The sequence below is a fragment of the Neisseria sp. CP9 genome (assembly GCF_047758525.1).
GTDB lineage: Bacteria > Pseudomonadota > Gammaproteobacteria > Burkholderiales > Neisseriaceae > Neisseria.
Genome location: NZ_CP180502.1, coordinates 1,579,249 through 1,598,111, shown reverse-complemented (window position 1 = coordinate 1,598,111; position 18,863 = coordinate 1,579,249). Strand labels below are relative to the sequence as shown.

Here is an 18,863-nt window from a genome sequence, read left to right as displayed (position 1 = left end):
ATAAAAACGAGCGCTCCTGATCGGTATCCACAAAAAAATCATCCTTTTGATTGAAGATTTCTTTTATTGAAGAAGCATAGATTGATAGAACCGGAAGAGCGGCGACTAAAACGACCAAGCCCAAAACCCTAAATATAGTTAATTAAAAACAAAATAGTACAATACTCAACTTTTAAGGTCTAACCATGGCATACTCTGCGGACTTAAGAAACAAAGCTTTAAACTATTACGAACAATGCAAAAACATCAGCCAAACCGCAGCGACGTTTAACTTGTCAAGAAACACGCTTTACCTGTGGATTCGCCTTAAAAAACAAACAGGCAGCCTAAAACATCAAGTTACCGGTCTAAATGCCGTCAAATTGGATAGGCAAAAACTGGCTCAATATGTTGGGCAACACCCGGATGCCTATCTGCATGAAATCGCCAAACATTTTGATTGTACGGCAGCCGCCGTTTGCTATGCACTCAAACAGATGGGGATGACGCGCAAAAAAAGACCACCACTTACAAAGAACAAGACCCGGCCAAAGTAACGCATTATTTGACACAGCTGGCCGAATTTTCCGACTACCAACGTGTTTATTTGGATGAAACAGGATTTGACCGCTACCTGTTCCGCCCCTATGCCCGCAGCCTGAAAGGGCAAATAGTGAAAGCGCAGATAAGTGGGAAAAGATACCGACGCTTATCTCTGGTGTCCGCACAAGTCGGCAACCGGCTGATTGCTCCGATGGTTTATCAAAATACGATGACCGGAGTCTTTTTTGAAGCGTGGTTTCAGCAATGCCTACTGCCCGCATTGACTCAAAAATCGGTGATTATTTTAGATAATGCGCGATTTCACCGTATGGGTGTCTTACGGGAAATGGCGGAAAAATGGGGACATAAGGTATTGCCTCTTGCACCTTATTCACCTGAGCTCAACCCGATTGAGAAGGTGTGGGCGAATATTAAGCGGTATCTGCGAACCGTATTGTCTGATTACGCCCGATTTGACGATGCGTTACTGTCCTATTTTGATTTTAATTGACTATATTTTTTCATTTTTTTCATTTTTGTCTGCCATGAGGCTTATGGCAGCGCATTTTAAATGACAACGTGGTTCGTATAGTAGCTTGAACGATGTGGTGGGTAAAGCGAATGGGATAACCGGCTAATGGGTCGTCTGAATGGCGTCTTGTTGGCGTTGTTTCTTTCAGACGAGCTTTGATGTGTTCCTTCTCGAATGTTATTCATTTAAAAGAAAGGTCGTCTGAAACCTTAGATTTCAGACGACCTTTTCTGCATTAAACCTTCGATTTTTAGAAAGTCAGCTATTTTTTAAAGTCAACAGTTTTTCTGCTGTGTTTATTTGGGGTTCTTCTCGATCAGGGCGACGAGTTGGTCGATATAGCCTTGAACGAAGCTGCGCGCTGATTCGATGAGTTTGCCGTTGTCGTCAAATAAGGTGGGGGAGTTGCCGAGGAAGACTTCGGGCTGTCCGGTCAGCGGCATATTGAAGTAGGACAAGGCAAGGCGCAGGTTTTTTTGCGAACTGTAACCGCCCATTTTGCCGACGGAATGGCTGATGATGCCTGCGGGCGTGTTTTTCCATGCAACATCGGCGTTGGGTTTGGAGCCGATGTCTACCGCGTTTTTCAAGCAGGCGGGGATGGTGCGGTTGTTTTCGGCGGTAACGAACAATACACCGTCGGAGGATTTGATGGTTTCGCGGAAGGCGGTATAGCTTTCGGGCGTGGGGAAATCGGTTTCGGCGGGGTCGTCGTAGTCGAAATTGTAGAGCGGCAAGCCGCCGATTTCGACGATTTGGGCTTCGTAGCCTTCGGGGAACATGGGGATGACGTTTTGCGCCACTTTGCGTGCGAACGAGCCTTTACGCAGGCTGCCTACTAAAATACTGACTTTTTTTGCCATGAATTTTCTCCTGATTATGTGAAAATAATAACGATTCTTAAATTCATTTTAAAACTGTCAGCCGATTGTCGTCAATCCTGTGGTGAACAAATTGACCATTTTGTGCAAGATCGATTTGAGTGGAGGAATCGGTGTGACGGTGGTTTCTCTACTCCTACCCTGCTCAAGTTTCGAGACAGTCCTTTTCTAAAGTGTTGAAACGTTATCGAGGTCGTCTGAAAACCCTATCGGGCATGAATCAAGACGACAATGCTATAATCCATCCTGAAATTTTTATCTTGAAGAACACACCATGCAAGCCGATTTCAGACGACCTGTCCTTGCCATCGACACCAGCACTTCCTACCTATCCCTCGCGTTGCAAACCGACGGGCAGATTGTTTCGTTTCATGAAGATGTCGGCACGAAGCAATCCGATTTGATCCTGCCGCAGATTCGTGTTTTGTTTGAACAAACGGGCATCACGGCGGCGGATTTGGGCGTCATCGTTTATGCACAAGGTCCCGGCGCGTTTACCGGTTTGCGTATCGGAACAGGCGTGGCGCAAGGTTTGGCGACACCGTTTGGCACGCTCCTCATCGGCATCCCCTGTCTGGATGCGGCGGCGTATTTGCTGCCCGAACAAAGCTGCGTACTGGCGGCGACCGACGCGCGTATGGGCGAGGTGTTTTACGCATGGTTCGACACGGGCGCGCACCGGCGGCTTGGCGATTATCAGGTCGGCAAAGCGGCTGAAATTGTCGAACCCGAAGGTCGTGCGTTTACCGGCGGCATAGGCAATGCGTTTGCCCTGAGCGATGCGCCGCCCTTTGCCGGCACGCCGCAAATGCCTGCCGCTTCCGACTATCTCAAGCTAGCACTCAGCGGGCGTTATCCCGCGTCCGATGCGGCACACGCCGAATTGCTTTATGTCCGCAACAAAGTCGCCCTGACCGCCAAAGAGCAGGCAGAACGGAAAGCGCAGGCATGAATATCCGCCCCGCTTTTTCAGACGACTGCCCTGCCCTTGCCGCCATTGATGCGGTCAGCAACCCGTCGCCGTGGTCTGCCAAACAATTCGCCTCCGCATTGGCGCAGCCTACGGATAAACTATGGGTCTGCGAGACCGACGGCGTCATCAGCGGCTTTATCGTGTGGCAGGATATACTGGACGAATCCGAGTTGCATTTGATTGCCACCGCCCCCGAATACCGCCGCCAAGGCATTGCCGCTGCGCTTTTGGAACATTGGTTCCGCCACGCCCAAACCGCCGGTATCACGCGCCTGTTGTTGGAAGTCCGCGCAGGCAATGCTGCCGCCCAATCGCTGTATCTCAAATATGGCTTTACCGAGGTCGGCATCCGCAAACATTACTATTCCCTGCCCGAAGGCGGGCATGAAGACGCCGTTTTAATGGAAAAACCATGTTAAGCAGCCGCTATCTCCACTTGCATCAGGCATTAGGCTTAGGCCCGATGTGGCTGAACCGTAACGCCAAAGTCATCCCGCCTGCGGGTGATACGCCCGTTACGCAGCCGCAAAAACCTGCCGCCGCCCAAGTTGCCGAAGCCGTCCGCACGATTTCCGCATCGGCACATCATGCCCGTATGGCGGCGATGGCGGCAGTTCAACACGAAAAAACCGCCCCCGCAGCGGCAACGCCTCCCGTACCGCCGACTGCTGCGCCGGTTGACTCGCCTGCTCCGTCCGCACGGACGAACTCCGCGCCCGAAGATACCGCCAAAGCCGCCACTACAAACGTTTCAGACGACCTCCCGCGCCTGCAAACCGAAGCGCGTCCGTCCGAAGTCATCATCATCAGCATCTGCCCCGCAACCGAAGACAGCCTGCACGGGCAACTCTTTCACGGCGCGGTCGGCGTCCTGCTCGACAATATGCTTGCCTCCATCCGCCTATCGCCCCAACAAGCCTACAAAACCAGTTGGGTCAAAGCAGCGCCCGTTTTCAGCCCGCACCCTACTGACGAACAAATCCAAGCCGAGCTGCCCCAGCTTGCCCGAGAGCTTGCCGATACGCAGGCGAAGGCTGTTTTATTGGTGGGTCAAATCTTTGAAAAACCCGAGTTTGCCCCATTGATAGACACACTCTGCGGCAACACCCCCCACTTCATTCTTCCCCACCCTGCCCGCCTACTGCGCCAACCGCAGCTCAAAGCAAAAGCTTGGCAGGTTTTGAAACAAGTGCGGCAGATACTGAATTAAGGCACGCCGACAGCGTTCCAAACATATCCCGCACCACATCTGACCCCTTCCCTATCCATCATGTATCTCACCCAAGAAAAACCCTACCGCCCGCTGCTGATTGCCCTGATTTTCCTGACCCTGCCTCTGGCATTGCTGCTGCACGAAATCATCACAGTCGGGCTGTTCCGCCATTCCGGGCTGCTGCTGACCTTCCAAGACGGGCAGTTGCGGCAAGTAGCGGGCTGGGATGACGCCATCGTTTGGTTTATCTGCGGCGTATTCGGCTTTTTCAACCTAATGATTGCTGGCGGTCTGACCAAACTCGCCTACAAAAAAATGATGCGCCGCCATTTCCGCTACGCCCTGTTTTTAAGCGGCGCGGCGGCGTGTGCGGCTGCTTTGGTCGTGATTATCTTGGAATCCCTGTTGGGCAGCGCGGCATTGGGCGGCATGCGGCAAGGCGGGATATTTCTTTACGCATTGAGCGTCTGGATATTGGCGATGCTGACGCTGCCGCGCCAACTGACCCGCGCGCAGGAGCAACCCATTATTTTTCACAAAATGAAAAGATAAGCCGGAAATCGGGACACCGTCTCCCTTCATGTTCCTCAATAAGAAAACCCATAAAAAGGGGTCGTCTGAAACTTTTCAGACGACCTTGGATTCGGATTTCAAGTGCAACACTAGTGTATCAGTGGTTTGAACAGATTCAAGAATAAAACACTTGGCGTTTCGTAGCCAAGTGTTTTTCTTGGCCGATGGTTCAACTCATCTTGAATCCTGCGTATCTCCCGATTGCTGATATTTCGGAAATCGGTTTGTTTGGGGAAATATTGTCGGATGAGTCCGTTGGTGTTCTCATTCAGCCCTTTCTCCCAAGAATGGTAGGGGCGGCAAAAATAGGTTTTCGCTGCTAATGCTTTGGCTATTTTGGTGTGCTGGTGGAACTCTTTGCCGTTATCCATGGTAATGGTGTGGACTCTGGCTTTATGTGCCTTTAATACCCTAATGGCTGCCTGGGCAGTGTCTTCGGCTTTGAGGCTATCCAATTTGCAGATGATGGTGTAGCGGGTAACGCGTTCGACCAAGGTCAATAATGCGCTTTTCTGTCCTTTGCCGACGATGGTGTCGGCCTCCCAATCGCCGATGCGGGATTTTTGGTCGACGATGGCGGGTCGGTTTTCTATGCCGACGCGGTTGGGCACTTTGCCTCTGGTCCATGTGCTGCCGTAGCGTTTGCGGTAGGGTTTGCTGCATATTTTGAGGTGTTGCCACAAAGTGCCGCCGTTGCTTTTGTCTTGGCGGAGGTAGCGGTAAACGGTGCTGTGATGGAGCGTGATCCTGTGGTGTTTGCGCAGGTAGGCGCATACTTGTTCGGGACTGAGTTAGCGGCGGATAAGGGTGTCGATGTGTTGGATCAGCTGAGAATCGAGCTTATAGGGCTTTCGCTTACGCTGTTTGATAGTCCGGCTTTGCCGCTGGGCTTTTTCGGCGCTGTATTGCTGCCCTTGGTTGCAGTGCCGCTTGATTTCGCGGCTGATGGTGCTTTTGTGGCGATTAAGCTGTTTGGCGATTTCAGTGACGGTGCAGTGGCGGGACAGGTATTGGATATGGTATCGTTCGTCTTGGGTCAGTTGTGTGTAGCTCATGGCAATCTTTCTTGCAGGAAAGGCCGTATGCTACCTCATACTGGCCTTTTTCTGTTATGGAAAGTTGCACTTCAAATGCGAATCCGCCGACCCCTTTGCCCAAATTCATCCGTCCTTAGCGTTTGAATTCAGTTAGGATTTTTAAAGTTTGCATCAATCTGTAAGCAGGCAGGCATCGGATTTTCTGCTATGATTTTTCTATCTTGCTCAAAGGTCGTTTGAAAGAAAGCGCACGATGAAACCTAAACTGATTATCTTCGACTGGGACGGAACGCTGGCAGACACGACGCGCCCGATTATCCTCACCTTCCAACAAAGTTTTGCCGACTGCGGCATGCCCATCCCCGAGGACGATGCCGTCCGCGCCCTCATTGGTTACAGCCTGCCGGAAATCATCCGCCGCCTCGCCCCGCACGCAGGCGAACACATGCGCGAAGAATTGGCGGAAACCTACGCCGCACACTATCTCAATCCCAACAACCACAACATGACGCTCTTCCCCGAAGCCCTGCCCTGCCTGCACACCCTGCAAAACCAAGGCTACTGGCTCGCCGTCGCCACAGGCAAAGGCAGGATAGGACTCGACCGCTCCATCGCGCAAACCGGTACTGCCGATTTTTGGATGGCGACAACCTGCGCCAGCGAGCAAGCCTCCAAACCCGCACCCGACATGGTTTTCAAACTCTGCGACGAACTGGGGCTGACGCCGCAGGAAACTTTGGTGGTCGGCGATACGACCCACGACTTGGAAATGGCAGCCAACGCCAAAGCCCCCGCCGTCGCCCTCACCACAGGCGCACACTCCGCCGCCATGTTGAACACCGCCCCTCATCTCGCCATACTCGACAGCCTGTCAGAACTGCCTGATTTTTTGGAAACGTTTGATTGGGCGGGAAAAGTTTAACGCACTATAAAACAGATCGACCGCCAAGCCGTAGCGTGGGCTTTGCCCACGAAATCTATCAATCAACCTCCAAACCGAACCATAATCCGAACCGTTTTTTCGTGGGCAAAGCCCACGCTACATTTGGCTGTTTTCAGACGACCTCTTTGAGCAAAACGGCAGAGTGTTCCGGACAACCGAGAGGCAACACCGTATCGGTTTGAATTAAACCCTAGCTCCACCACCAATCCGTAGCGTGGGCTTCGCCCACGAAATCCATCAATCACCCCCAAACCGAACCATAATCCGAACCATTTTTTCGTGGGCAAAACCCACGCTACACTTTTCCCGAAGCATTGCGGCGTGCTGCCGATCATCGGGCTAGGCGTACCTATTCAAAAAAGCCCTGTATTGAATGAGTCAATCGCTTCTCCATCCCCAATCCACCCCACGATAAAAAGGTCCTCTGAAAACTGAACTGCACCCCAAAAGTTGGACACATACCCTCCAACCACCAAGGTGCAGTTTTTTTATGAGCAAATATACATTACACTTTAAATACCAAGCCGTACTCCACTACCTGCATATACGCAGCCAACAGCGTACCGCAGACCACTACGGCATCTCCCGAACCCACCTGCGACGATGGATACGCGCCTATCAAGAAGGCGGCATCGGCGCACTCGAACATCCCCAATCCAAAACCATGCCCCAACACCGCAAAAACCCCTTCATCGCCGACAAACCCGACCACGAAAAAACACAGGCGGAGCTTATCGAAGAGTTGTGCTATATGCGCGCAGAGGTCGCCTACCTAAAGGAGTTAAAAGCCCTCAGCCAAAAGCGGACCGAAAAGGACAAAGCCAAACCGTCCAAACACTGAGGGCGCAACACCCGCTCAAATACCTGCTGCACATCGCAAACCTGCCCAAAAGCAGCTTTTACTACCATCACCAAGATCGACCCGATCCCGACGAGGCCGACAAAGCCCTCCTTGTCGAAACCTACAAACGGCATAAAGGACGCTACGGACAAAGGCGCATTGCCGCAGCATTGGATTGGAACCGCAAAAAAGCAGCGCGGTTGATGAAGCAGTTGGAACTGAAAGCCCTCATACGGGCGAAAAAAGCCTACCGCCATCCCGCCATGGGCGAGATATCGGAACACCTCCTCAAACGCCTATTCACAGCCGAAAAGCCCAACGAGAAATGGCTGACCGACGTGACCGAACTCAAAGGAAAGGACGGCAAACTGTACCTCTCGCCAATCTTGGACCTGTTCAACCGAGAAATCGTCGCCTACGCCATGAGCCGCAATGCTAACAGCGAAATGGTGAAGGAAATGCTCGAAAAAGCCGCACCCCGGCTGACCGGCGAAGGAACGATGCTTCATTCGGACCAAGGCGTGCTGTACCGTACGGCGGGATATAGGGAATTGCTTGCGGAGCATTCCATGGTTCAAAGCATGTCGCGTAAGGCGAACTGTTGGGACAATGCGCCGATGGAGAGTTTCTTTGCGGTGTTGAAGACGGAGTGTTTCTATAACGCAGGTGAATTGACGGTGGACGAATTGATGAAACAGATAGATGACTATATGGATTACTACAACCGCGAGCGTTGCAGTTTGAAATTGAAAAAGCTGAGTCCTGTCGCATACAGAACCCAGCTTACACAGAGCGCCTGAATAATAGGCTTTTATGAGTGTCCAAGATTTGGGGGCCAGTTCAAACCTATTTCCCAAGTTTTCAGACGACCTTTTTTAGTTCACAAAGTAGCGTGGGCTTTGCGCACGAAAAAACTCGGTTTATGGTCTGATTTGGAAACCGATTGGCAAATATCGCGGGCAGAGCCCACGTTACGCTTTTCTCGAAGCATTGCGGCGTGCTGCCGACCATCGGACGAAGCAAACCTGTTCGGAGAAATCTTCCGTATCGAACGAGCCAATCGCTTCTCCATCCCCAATCCACCCCACAATGAAAAAGGTCGTCTGAAAACCTGCCCCTCAAGTTTTCAGACGACCTTTGTTAGTTCACCGAGACCAACCGCTTATCCCTATCTCAACAGCTCATCCGTTATCCGTTGCAAAAACTCGATGCGTTCGGGCTTGGCTTCGCCTGCTTCTGCGGCGGCTTTGACGGCGCAGCCGGGTTCGGCGCGGTGGGTGCAGTTGTGGAAGCGGCATTGCCCAACAAGGTGGTTCAGATCGGGGAAGTATTGCAGCAGGTCGGCGGCTTGGAGGTGGTGCAGACCGAATTCTTGCAAACCGGGGGAGTCGATTAATTGGGTTGCTTCATTTAAATCGTAAAGCTGGGCGTGGGTAGTGGTGTGTTTGCCTGAATCGAGCGCGGTGGAGATGTCGCCGGTGCGGGCGGTTTGGTTGCCCAAGAGGGCGTTGGTCAGGGTGGATTTGCCCATGCCGCTTTGTCCGAGCAGGATGTTGGTATGCCCTTGCAGGACGGGGCGCAGGACGTCGGCGTTTTCCAGCGCGCGGGTTTCGATGACGGGATAACCGAGCGTTTCGTAGAATTTGAGTTTTTCGCGCCAGAGGGCGGTTTCGGGCAGGTCGGCTTTGTTCAGGATGATGACAGCTTGGATACCCGCGGCTTCGGCGGCAAGGAGGGCGCGTTGCAGCAGGGCTTCGCTGGGCGAGGGAACGGCGGCGGTAACGATAAGGAGCTGGCTGACGTTGGCGGCGATGAGCTTGGTTTTCCAAGCGTCTTGGCGGTAAAGCAGGCTTTCGCGCGGCAGGTAGTCTTCGATGACGGCTTGTTCGGCGTTGACGGTTTGGATATGCACGCGGTCGCCGCAGGCGAAGTCCACCCGCTTTTTGCGCGTGCTGGCTTCGTAGGTTTTGCCGTCGGGCGTGCGCACGATGTAGCGGCGGCCGTAGCTGGTAATGATTTGGGCGGTATCGGTCATGAACGGTTGGGTCGGGTGGGGTGGATAAAGGGAATGTTCGCAGCGGCGTGGCTGCCTTGCGGCGAAGAGAAAAGGTATTGTACCGAAATAGGCAGGAATCGTCTGAAACGATTCTATAGTGGATTAACTTTAAACCAGTACGGCGTTGCCTCGCCTTGTCGTACTATCTGTACTGTCTGCGGCTTCGTCGCCTTGTCCTGATTTAAATTTAATCCACTATATATCGGGTTAACTGGAAACCGATACGGCGTTGCCGCTTGTCTTGATTTCAACTCACCCGCGAGATTCGGAAGGTTTTCAGACGACCTCTCAACCCGTCACAATCCGAGCGACCACGCGTTGACGCCTTCGGAAAAATCTTCCAAGCGGTTTTCGTAGTGCGCGAAGATTTCTTCGATGATTTCGTCTTCACCGTCAATCAGTCGGATTAAATCCATATCCGCTTCCGAAATCAGCCCGCGCCCGAGCAACTCTTTGCGTATCCAGTCCAACAAGCCCGACCAGAAATCCTTGCCCACCAAGATAATCGGACGGTCGGGCGTTTTGCCTGTCTGCACCAGCGTCAGGCTTTCAAACAGCTCGTCCAGCGTGCCGAAGCCGCCGGGCATGACGACATACGCAACCGCGTGTTTCACAAACATCACTTTGCGCGGGAAGAAATGTTGGAACTTGATGGACAAATCCTGATACGGATTGGCTTTTTGCTCGTGCGGCAACACGATATTCAGCCCCACCGCCGGGCTTGCGCCCGCAAATGCGCCCTTGTTCGCCGCTTCCATAATCCCCGGCCCGCCGCCCGAAATAACTGAAAAACCGGCATCCGAGAGCTTGCGCGCCAGACGCAGCGTAAATTCATAATCGGGATGATTTTCCGGCGTGCGCGCGCTGCCGTAAATGCTGACCGCAGGCTGAATTGCCCGCAGCTCCTCGCCCGCTTCGACAAATTCCGAAATAATCTTCAAAACATGATACGACTCCCGCGCCTGAATCTCGCGGCGCGCCTCATCGGTCAGCATGGGCTTGGGCAGTTTTTTGAGCAGGCTCACGGTTTTTCCTTTATTTTGTTGAACCCCCACATTGTAACCGACAGAACCCGAGGTCGTCTGAAAACGCAAACACGAACGGCAGCAAGTGTTCCTTATTTGAACCGAATCATGCGTTCCAGCCCAAGATTGCCATTGCAGCCGCGACCGCTTGCGTTACAATCCCCCATTTCCGCCCACATCCCGCCATGCTCGACATCCTCTACCGCGACAGCCGCACCATCGCTGTCAACAAACCCGCTGGAATGCTCGTCCACCGAAGCTGGCTCGACCGCCACGAAACACAGTTCGTCATGCAGACCCTGCGCGACCAAATCGGACAACACGTCTATCCCGCCCACCGCCTCGACCGCCCCACATCCGGCGTCCTCCTGTTTACCCTTGACCCCGAAGCCGCCTGCCTGCTGACGCAGCAGTTCGAACAAAAAACCACACGCAAAACCTACTGGGCAATCGTGCGCGGATATTTGCCCGACGACGGACTCATCGACTACCCCCTCAAATATCAGCCCGACAAAATCGCCGAATCCCAAACCGAAGCCACCCTCCAAGAAGCCCAAACCCAATACCGCTGCCTTGCGCGCACCGAATTGCCCTTCCAATCCGCCGCCCGCTACCCGACCTCACGCTACTCGTGGGCAGAACTCATCCCGCACACAGGCCGCAAACACCAACTGCGCCGCCACATGAAACACATCTTCCACCCCATCGTCGGCGACACCAACTACGGCGACCTGCGCCAAAACCACGCCACCGCCGCCCACCTCGGCACCACCCGCCTCATGCTCCACGCCCGCAGCCTGTCGTTCCAAAGCATCGAAAACGGCGAAACCCTGACCGTCTGTGCCGATACCGACGAGAGCTGGCGAATTTGGCTGGGTACGTTTGAAGCCTAAGCGAAAGGTCGAGCGACAGGCGGGCTGGTTATGCTGCAAAGCCGGGCACGGTTTTCAGACGACCCCACCCCTTGCCGCATTATTCCGTTCAACCAATATTCCTGCCGAATAATCCTGTTTGACGGTAAAGGTCGTCTGAAAACGCTACACTCCTTCAGACGACGTCTGTCATATCACCATAAGGACATTCCATGAGCGACATCGAAAAACAACTCGCCGCCATCCGCTACACCGCCGACCGCACCAAACGCTACAACGAACATGGCTTTACCCTGTTGCAACTGGGCATACGCGGCGTGGTCTATTTCAATACCCGTGATAATGTCGCCGATGCCTTAACCGGTTTGATGGATTTCTATTACGAATGGGGAAAAAACAAGCTAACAATAGCCAGCCATGAGATAGGAACAGGTACACGGAACAGAAGCGGTCGGATGCGCGAGATCAAGTTGAGTGAAAAGTCGTACCTTAAAGAACGGGATAAAGTGTACCGTTGGCTGGATGAAAGAACCGAAAATGCTTCCGAGGTTGATTGGGGAATGCAAAGCGAGCATGCAAATACCAGTGCATCCTATTATTTCAATATCACCTCTTTTGCCGCCTACTTTGCAAACGATCCAGATATATCAAGAGGCACCCTACTTTTTAATCTGCCACTAGAAATTTTGTCTTCTCCCCAAGATTTGGCAAAGCTGGATGAATTTGTCGGTAAGATTTCAGAGAAGCTGGATGTTTTCCACGGCTATATCGGACTGGCAGCGATTCCACCGCATAATTATCACGACGGTGCGCCGTATGAATACGGGGTTTGCCGCGAGAATTTAGGGTTGATTCCGGTCACGACCGATTATTTGGCAGACTTTTATGACTATAATATCCGCAGTATCAGTTGGTACACACTGGTCGGCAGGGAACTTTACGGACAGCTACCGGCAGGCAGGATAGAGCCTGTTTTGGCAAATCATCCCAATATTACTCTGCGCGACATCGCAGGCATCAAGATTTTCAAAATCGGTAGCCTGCCCGAAACAGGGGATATCCGCGAAGATCTACCCTTGGACTACATTGCGCTAAACCGCGCTTTAGAACCGATACGCGAAAAATATCCGCGTGAGAATATGGGCGGTATCACCCGCGAACAGATGTATTATTGGTCGAGAAGATGGGACGGCTGGGAAGTCGAAGAAAAGGACGGCAAGCGGATCTACATCCAAGCGCCGCAGGAAATCATCGGTGTTGAGGAAGAGCCTGTTCCGATTTCGGGTATGTGGAAAATCACCAGCTTTGACGGTGAAACCCGCCATTTCAATAAAGGCGAAATTTTTCCTGAAGGAGAGGGGGTGCGGACACAAGATGTGCTTCTCGGACCCCAAATGGGCCTGACGATTTGGGAGCTGGTCAAAGACGACCATAACGAGCCTTTGCGCAGAAAAGCAATGTGGTAAGGTAACCGCCCTGCCTTTCCGAACGTCAGCCGATACGTTAAAATATACCTCGTCTGAAACCCCGTTTTTTAAGGAAACCTGCCATGACCCGTATGGTTCACTGCGTCAAACTCGGCAAAGAAGCCGAAGGTATGAAATTCCCACCGCTGCCCAACGAATTAGGCAAGCGTATTTTTGAAAATGTATCCCAAGAAGCTTGGAATGCGTGGACACGCCACCAAACCATGCTGATTAACGAAAACCGTTTAAGCCTCGCCGACCCGCGCGCACGCGAATATCTGGCACAACAAATGGAACAGTATTTCTTCGGCGACGGCGCAGATGCCGTTCAAGGTTATGTACCACAAGAGCCAAAATAACACCTTCATTTACTGAAAAGGTCGTCTGAAAACGAAAATCGGATTTCAGACGACGGCGGATTCGCATTTGAAGTGCAACTTTCCATAACAGAAAAAGGCCAGTATGCGGTAGCATACGACCTTTCCTGCAAGAAAGATTGCCATGAGCTACACACAACTGACCCAAGACGAACGATACCATATCCAATACCTGTCCCGCCACTGCACCGTCACAGAAATCGCCAAACAGCTTAACCGCCACAAAAGCACCATCAGTCGCGAAATCAGACGGCACCGCACCCAAGGGCAGCAATACAGCGCCGAAAAAGCCCAGCGGCAAAGCCGGACTATCAAACAGCGTAAGCGAAAGCCCTATAAGCTCGATTCGCAGCTGATCCAACACATCGACACCCTTATCCGCCGCAAACTCAGTCCCGAACAAGTATGCGCCTACCTGCGCAAACACCACGGGATCACACTCCATCACAGCACCATTTACCGCTACCTCCGCCAAGACAAAAGCAACGGCGGCACTTTGTGGCAACACCTCAGAATATGCAGCAAACCCTACCGCAAACGCTACGGCAGCACATGGACCAGAGGCAAAGTGCCCAACCGCGTCGGCATAGAAAACCGACCCGCTATCGTCGACCAAAAAAAACGCATCGGTGATTGGGAAGCCGACACCATCGTCGGCAAAGGACAGAAAAGCGCATTACTGACCTTGGTCGAACGCGTTACCCGCTACACCATCATCTGCAAGTTGGACAGCCTCAAAGCCGAAGACACTGCCCTAGCGGCCATTAGGGTATTAAGGGCACATAAAGCCAGAGTGCACACCATTACCATGGATAACGGCAAAGAGTTCTACCAGCACACCAAAATAGCCAAAGCATTAGCAGCGAAAACCTATTTTTGCCGCCCCTACCATTCTTGGGAGAAAGGGCTGAATGAGAACACCAACGGACTCATCCGACAATATTTCCCCAAACAAACCGATTTCCGCAACATCAGTGATCGGGAGATACGCAGGGTTCAAGATGAGTTGAACCACCGGCCAAGAAAAACACTTGGCTACGAAACGCCAAGTGTTTTATTCTTGAAGCTGTTCAAACCACTGATACACTAGTGTTGCACTTGAAATCCGAATCCAAGGACCTTTTTGTATCAATAAACTTGCTGCAAAGCCGTTTCATTTTATAGTGGATTAACTTTAAATCAGGACAAGGCGACGAAGCCGCAGACAGTACAGATAGTACGGCAAGGCGAGGCAACGCCGTACTGGTTTAAAGTTAATCCACTATATTTCCGCTATTTCTGTATTTTCCCTATTCCTCTCCCCCGCAAAAGAGGATGAAAAATACCAAAATCGCAACCGTTTATCAGCTTGAGACCTTTGCAAAATTCCCCAAAATCCCCTAAATTCCCACCAAGACATTTAGGGGATTTCTCATGAGCACCTTCTTCCAGCAAACCGCCCAAGCCATGATCGCCAAACACATCGACCGCTTCCCACTATTGAAGTTGGATCAAGTGATTGATTGGCAACCGATCGAACAGTACCTGAATCGTCAAAGAACCCGTTACCTCCGAGACCACCGCGGCCGTCCCGCCTATCCCCTGTTGTCCATGTTCAAAGCCGTCCTGCTCGGACAATGGCACAGCCTCTCCGATCCCGAACTCGAACACAGCCTCATCACCCGCATCGATTTCAACCTGTTTTGCCGTTTTGACGAACTGAGCATCCCCGATTACAGCACCTTATGCCGCTACCGCAACTGGCTGGCGCAAGACGACACCCTGTCCGAATTGCTGGAACTGATTAACCGCCAACTGACCGAAAAAAACCTAAAAGTAGAGAAGGCATCCGCCGCCGTCATTGACGCCACCATTATTCAAACTGCCGGCAACAAACAGCGTCAGGCCATAGAAGTCGATGAAGAAGGACAAGTCAGCGGCCAAACCACACCGAGTAAAGATAAAGATGCCCGTTGGACAAAGAAAAACGGCCTCTACAAACTCGGTTACAAACAACATACCCGTACCGATGAGGAAGGCTATATCGAGAAACTGCACATCACCCCCGCCAATACCCATGAGTGCAACCATCTGTCCCCTTTGTTGGAGGGTATTGCCGAAGGCACGACCGTCTATGCCGACAAAGGCTATGACAGTACGGAAAACCGGCAACATCTGGAAGACCATCAGTTGTTAGACGGCATTATGCGCAAAGCCCACCGCAACCGTCCGCTGACGGAAGTGCAAACCAAACGCAACCGATATTTGTCGAAGACCCGTTATATGGTGGAACAAAGCTTTGGTACGCTGCACCGTAAATTCCGCTATGCGCGGGCAGCCTATTTTGGTCTGCTCAAAGTGAGTGCGCAAAGCCATCTGAAGGCGATGTGTTTAAACCTGTTGAAAGCGGCTAACAGGCTAAGTGTGCCTGTTGTTGCCTAAAAGGCGGCCCGGATACCTGATTATTGGGTATCCGGGGAGGATTAAGGGGGTATTTGGGTAGAATCAGGAGTGATTGGGGGCGGAAATAGACGAAAACCTGTGTTTGGGTTTCGGCTGTCGGGGGAAAAGGAATTTTGCAAAGGTCTCAGCTTATCAAATTTACCACCAGCTTATTGCATCCTTTGGACAAGAGTTAGCCGAATCGCAATAACCCATCAAAATTTGCCGTACTTCAATATAGGTTTCGCAAAAGCTCAAATGAATTTCGCCAACCATCTGTTTTCAGACGACCTCAACATGGTTTCTTTGACCTGTTGCACCCGACCTTTGTCCTGAATAAAGGGAGAAAACGTTGCGTAGGCTTTACCCACGGAAAGTGTTCAAAGAATTATTTATCTAACACCGGAACACCGGCTCCCCATACAAATATAGTCAATTAAAAATAAAATAGTACAATACTCAACTTTTAAGGTCTAACCATGGCATACTCTGCGGACTTAAGAAACAAAGCTTTAAACTATTACGAACAATGCAAAAACATCAGCCAAACCGCAGCGACGTTTAACTTGTCAAGAAACACGCTTTACCTGTGGATTCGCCTTAAAAAACAAACAGGCAGCCTAAAACATCAAGTTACCGGTCTAAATGCCGTCAAATTGGATAGGCAAAAACTGGCTCAATATGTTGGGCAACACCCGGATGCCTATCTGCATGAAATCGCCAAACATTTTGATTGTACGGCAGCCGCCGTTTGCTATGCACTCAAACAGATGGGGATGACGCGCAAAAAAAGACCACCACTTACAAAGAACAAGACCCGGCCAAAGTAACGCATTATTTGACACAGCTGGCCGAATTTTCCGACTACCAACGTGTTTATTTGGATGAAACAGGATTTGACCGCTACCTGTTCCGCCCCTATGCCCGCAGCCTGAAAGGGCAAATAGTGAAAGCGCAGATAAGTGGGAAAAGATACCGACGCTTATCTCTGGTGTCCGCACAAGTCGGCAACCGGCTGATTGCTCCGATGGTTTATCAAAATACGATGACCGGAGTCTTTTTTGAAGCGTGGTTTCAGCAATGCCTACTGCCCGCATTGACTCAAAAATCGGTGATTATTTTAGATAATGCGCGATTTCACCGTATGGGTGTCTTACGGGAAATGGCGGAAAAATGGGGACATAAGGTATTGCCTCTTGCACCTTATTCACCTGAGCTCAACCCGATTGAGAAGGTGTGGGCGAATATTAAGCGGTATCTGCGAACCGTATTGTCTGATTACGCCCGATTTGACGATGCGTTACTGTCCTATTTTGATTTTAATTGATTATATAAACCGATTTCCAATGATGCACATATCGATCTTTAACAGTAAGCAAGACCTAATAAAATTCAAAAACTCAATTCCATACATGAAGTCTCGATTGTGCAAAATACCAATCAACAGAATGCCCTATTTCTATTTGAATCCACCATAAATGCTTCAATGGGTTAAAAAATAAAAAGCCGAACGGATAAACCATTCGGCTTTCTATCAAAAGCAACGATTATTGAACTTTAATTTCTACATCAACACCGGCCGGCAAGTCCAGTTTCATCAGTGCATCGGTAGTTTTGTCAGTCCAGTCCACGATGTCCATCAGGCGCAAGTGGGTACGGATTTCCAATTGTTCACGAGAAGTTTTGTTCACGTGTGGAGAACGCAGAATGTTGAAACGTTCGATTTTAGTCGGCAACGGAATCGGACCTTTTACAACGGCACCGGTACGTTTTGCAGTTTCAACGATTTCTTGAGCAGAACGGTCAATCAGACTGTAATCATAAGCTTTCAGGCGGATACGGATTTTTTGGTTTGCCATTTATCGATATCCTTCAATTAAGCGATGATAGAAGAAACCACACCTGCACCTACGGTACGACCACCTTCGCGAATCGCAAAGCGCAGACCTTCTTCCATAGCGATAGGTGCAATCAGTTCTACAGTGATGGCTACGTTCTCACCAGGCATAACCATTTCTACACCTTCTTCCAAAGTAACCGCACCGGTTACGTCGGTAGTACGGAAGTAGAATTGAGGACGGTAGTTGGCGAAGAACGGAGTATGACGGCCACCCTCTTCTTTGCTCAATACGTACACTTCCGCTTTGAATTTGGTGTGCGGAGTGATGGTACCCGGTTTAGCCAATACTTGACCGCGTTCCACTTCTTCGCGTTTGGTACCGCGCAGCAATACGCCTACGTTGTCACCGGCCTGACCTTCGTCCAGCAGTTTGCGGAACATCTCAACACCGGTACAAGTGGTTTTTTGGGTTTCTTTCAGACCTACGATTTCGATCTCGTCACCAACGTGGATGACACCGCGCTCTACACGGCCGGTTACTACTGTACCACGACCGGAGATGGAGAATACGTCTTCGATAGGCAACAGGAACGGTTTGTCCACGGCACGCTCAGGAGTCGGGATGTAGCTGTCCAATGCGGCAGCCAGTTCGAAGATTTTTTCTTCGTAAGCAGCGTCGCCTTCCAAGGCTTTCAGCGCAGAACCCTGTACGATCGGGCAGTCGTCGCCTGGGAAGTCGTAACTTGACAGCAAGTCACGGATTTCCATTTCAACCAGTTCCAACAGCTCGGCATCGTCAACCATGTCGCATTTGTTCATGAACACGATGATGTAAGGTACGCCTACTTGGCGGGCCAACAGGATGTGTTCGCGGGTTTGCGGCATAGGACCGTCGGCAGCGGAACATACCAAGATTGCGCCATCCATTTGTGCGGCACCGGTAATCATGTTTTTAACGTAGTCGGCGTGACCCGGGCAGTCTACGTGTGCGTAGTGGCGGGTTTCGGTTTCGTATTCTACGTGTGAGGTATTGATGGTAATACCACGGGCTTTTTCTTCGGGAGCGTTGTCGATTTGGTCGTAAGCTTTTGCAGCACCGCCGAATTTTTTAGCCAAAATAGTAGTCAAAGCAGCAGTCAGAGTGGTTTTACCATGGTCAACGTGACCGATGGTGCCAACGTTTACGTGCGGTTTGCTACGTTCAAATTTTTCCTTAGCCATGAGCTAATTCCTTTACATTAAAGATCGATTAAAGAACAGAGGTCGTCTGAAAAATCATTTTAGCCTTTCA

19 protein-coding genes and 1 pseudogene are annotated in these 18,863 nt (G+C 51.2%); 14 read left to right on the top strand and 6 right to left on the bottom strand.

The genetic code is table 11. The annotated features are described in order from the left end of the window. Positions 1-185: 185 nt before the first annotated feature. Positions 186-1,033, top strand: a protein-coding gene (locus ACMYUL_RS07715) for an IS630 family transposase (RefSeq protein WP_156798183.1) whose coding sequence is annotated in 2 segments (ribosomal slippage) — positions 186-501 and positions 501-1,033 — 849 coding nt in all. Because the reading frame shifts where the segments join, the coding sequence is not laid out codon by codon here. A 317-nt stretch (positions 1,034-1,350) separates the two neighbouring features. Here the strand turns inward: ACMYUL_RS07715 and ACMYUL_RS07710 are convergent. Then, entirely contained in the window at positions 1,351-1,917 is a 567-nt protein-coding gene (locus tag ACMYUL_RS07710; RefSeq protein ID WP_415769766.1) for an NADPH-dependent FMN reductase, read from the bottom strand. Between the two features lie 292 nt (positions 1,918-2,209). Here ACMYUL_RS07710 and tsaB point away from each other — a divergent pair, with 292 nt between their 5' ends. The 4 genes from tsaB to ACMYUL_RS07690 are packed head-to-tail and all read left to right on the top strand — an operon-like array spanning position 2,210 to position 4,673. After that, the gene (gene tsaB / locus ACMYUL_RS07705) at positions 2,210-2,887 is read left to right on the top strand and encodes a tRNA (adenosine(37)-N6)-threonylcarbamoyltransferase complex dimerization subunit type 1 TsaB (RefSeq protein WP_415769764.1); all 678 of its coding nucleotides are present in this window, start codon (positions 2,210-2,212) and stop codon (positions 2,885-2,887) included. Further along, entirely contained in the window at positions 2,884-3,327 is a 444-nt protein-coding gene (gene rimI, locus ACMYUL_RS07700; RefSeq protein ID WP_415769762.1) for a ribosomal protein S18-alanine N-acetyltransferase, read from the top strand. The genes tsaB and rimI overlap by 4 nt, the downstream gene beginning before the upstream one ends. Next, a complete protein-coding gene (locus ACMYUL_RS07695) occupies positions 3,321-4,118 on the top strand; it encodes a uracil-DNA glycosylase family protein (protein ID WP_415769760.1) in 798 nt (265 codons plus the stop codon). The genes rimI and ACMYUL_RS07695 overlap by 7 nt, the downstream gene beginning before the upstream one ends. A 60-nt stretch (positions 4,119-4,178) precedes the next feature. Continuing rightward, positions 4,179-4,673, top strand: a complete 495-nt coding sequence (locus ACMYUL_RS07690) for a hypothetical protein (protein ID WP_415769758.1) — start codon at positions 4,179-4,181, stop codon at positions 4,671-4,673. A 110-nt stretch (positions 4,674-4,783) separates the two neighbouring features. Here the strand turns inward: ACMYUL_RS07690 and ACMYUL_RS07685 are convergent. Further along, positions 4,784-5,749, bottom strand: a pseudogene (locus ACMYUL_RS07685) (IS30 family transposase). 235 nt (positions 5,750-5,984) lie between these two features. On the opposite strand from ACMYUL_RS07685, the gene ACMYUL_RS07680 reads away from it, so the two are divergent. The 3 genes from ACMYUL_RS07680 (at position 5,985) to ACMYUL_RS07670 (ending at position 8,315) form a co-directional block, all read left to right on the top strand. After that, on the top strand, positions 5,985-6,653 hold the full coding sequence (locus ACMYUL_RS07680) for an HAD-IA family hydrolase (RefSeq protein ID WP_415769756.1): 669 nt from the start codon (positions 5,985-5,987) through the stop codon (positions 6,651-6,653). 511 nt (positions 6,654-7,164) lie between these two features. Further along, on the top strand, positions 7,165-7,515 hold the full coding sequence (locus ACMYUL_RS07675; protein ID WP_242883573.1) for a helix-turn-helix domain-containing protein: 351 nt from the start codon (positions 7,165-7,167) through the stop codon (positions 7,513-7,515). Then, positions 7,419-8,315 carry an IS3 family transposase gene (locus ACMYUL_RS07670; RefSeq protein ID WP_415769753.1) on the top strand — a complete coding sequence of 299 codons (897 nt, stop codon included), beginning with the start codon at positions 7,419-7,421 and terminating at the stop codon, positions 8,313-8,315. Before ACMYUL_RS07675 ends, ACMYUL_RS07670 begins: the two co-directional genes overlap by 97 nt. 368 nt (positions 8,316-8,683) lie before the next feature. On the opposite strand, the gene rsgA is transcribed toward ACMYUL_RS07670, so the two are convergent. Further along, on the bottom strand, positions 8,684-9,550 hold the full coding sequence (gene rsgA / locus ACMYUL_RS07665) for a ribosome small subunit-dependent GTPase A (protein WP_415769751.1): 867 nt from the start codon (positions 9,548-9,550) through the stop codon (positions 8,684-8,686). A gap of 317 nt (positions 9,551-9,867) precedes the next feature. Next, positions 9,868-10,596, bottom strand: a complete 729-nt coding sequence (locus tag ACMYUL_RS07660) for a TIGR00730 family Rossman fold protein (RefSeq protein WP_039404238.1) — start codon at positions 10,594-10,596, stop codon at positions 9,868-9,870. 185 nt (positions 10,597-10,781) lie between these two features. On the opposite strand from ACMYUL_RS07660, the gene truC reads away from it, so the two are divergent. From truC to ACMYUL_RS07630, 6 genes are all read left to right on the top strand, one after another. Then, on the top strand, positions 10,782-11,489 hold the full coding sequence (truC, locus tag ACMYUL_RS07655) for a tRNA pseudouridine(65) synthase TruC (protein WP_415769749.1): 708 nt from the start codon (positions 10,782-10,784) through the stop codon (positions 11,487-11,489). Between the two features lie 191 nt (positions 11,490-11,680). After that, on the top strand, positions 11,681-12,934 hold the full coding sequence (locus ACMYUL_RS07650; protein WP_415769747.1) for a type VI immunity family protein: 1,254 nt from the start codon (positions 11,681-11,683) through the stop codon (positions 12,932-12,934). 83 nt (positions 12,935-13,017) lie between these two features. Further along, positions 13,018-13,293: an oxidative damage protection protein gene (locus ACMYUL_RS07645; RefSeq protein WP_003762149.1), complete on the top strand. Its 276-nt coding sequence runs from the start codon at positions 13,018-13,020 to the stop codon at positions 13,291-13,293. A gap of 142 nt (positions 13,294-13,435) precedes the next feature. Beyond that, entirely contained in the window at positions 13,436-14,401 is a 966-nt protein-coding gene (locus ACMYUL_RS07640; RefSeq protein ID WP_415769745.1) for an IS30 family transposase, read from the top strand. Between the two features lie 323 nt (positions 14,402-14,724). Further along, positions 14,725-15,732, top strand: coding sequence for an IS5 family transposase (locus tag ACMYUL_RS07635; RefSeq protein WP_415769743.1), 1,008 nt, complete (start codon positions 14,725-14,727; stop codon positions 15,730-15,732). A 479-nt stretch (positions 15,733-16,211) separates the two neighbouring features. Further along, a protein-coding gene (locus tag ACMYUL_RS07630; RefSeq protein WP_156798183.1) for an IS630 family transposase occupies positions 16,212-17,059 on the top strand; the annotation gives its coding sequence in 2 pieces (ribosomal slippage) (positions 16,212-16,527 and positions 16,527-17,059; 849 coding nt in all). Positions 17,060-17,279: 220 nt separating this feature from the next. Here ACMYUL_RS07630 and rpsJ read toward each other — a convergent pair. Together rpsJ and tuf are read right to left on the bottom strand one after the other, a co-directional pair. Beyond that, positions 17,280-17,591 (bottom strand): 30S ribosomal protein S10, encoded by a 312-nt coding sequence (rpsJ, locus tag ACMYUL_RS07625; RefSeq protein WP_002642322.1) that lies wholly within the window; start codon positions 17,589-17,591, stop codon positions 17,280-17,282. Positions 17,592-17,608: 17 nt separating this feature from the next. Beyond that, positions 17,609-18,793, bottom strand: coding sequence for an elongation factor Tu (tuf, locus tag ACMYUL_RS07620; protein ID WP_003742643.1), 1,185 nt, complete (start codon positions 18,791-18,793; stop codon positions 17,609-17,611). Positions 18,794-18,863: the final 70 nt, after the last annotated feature.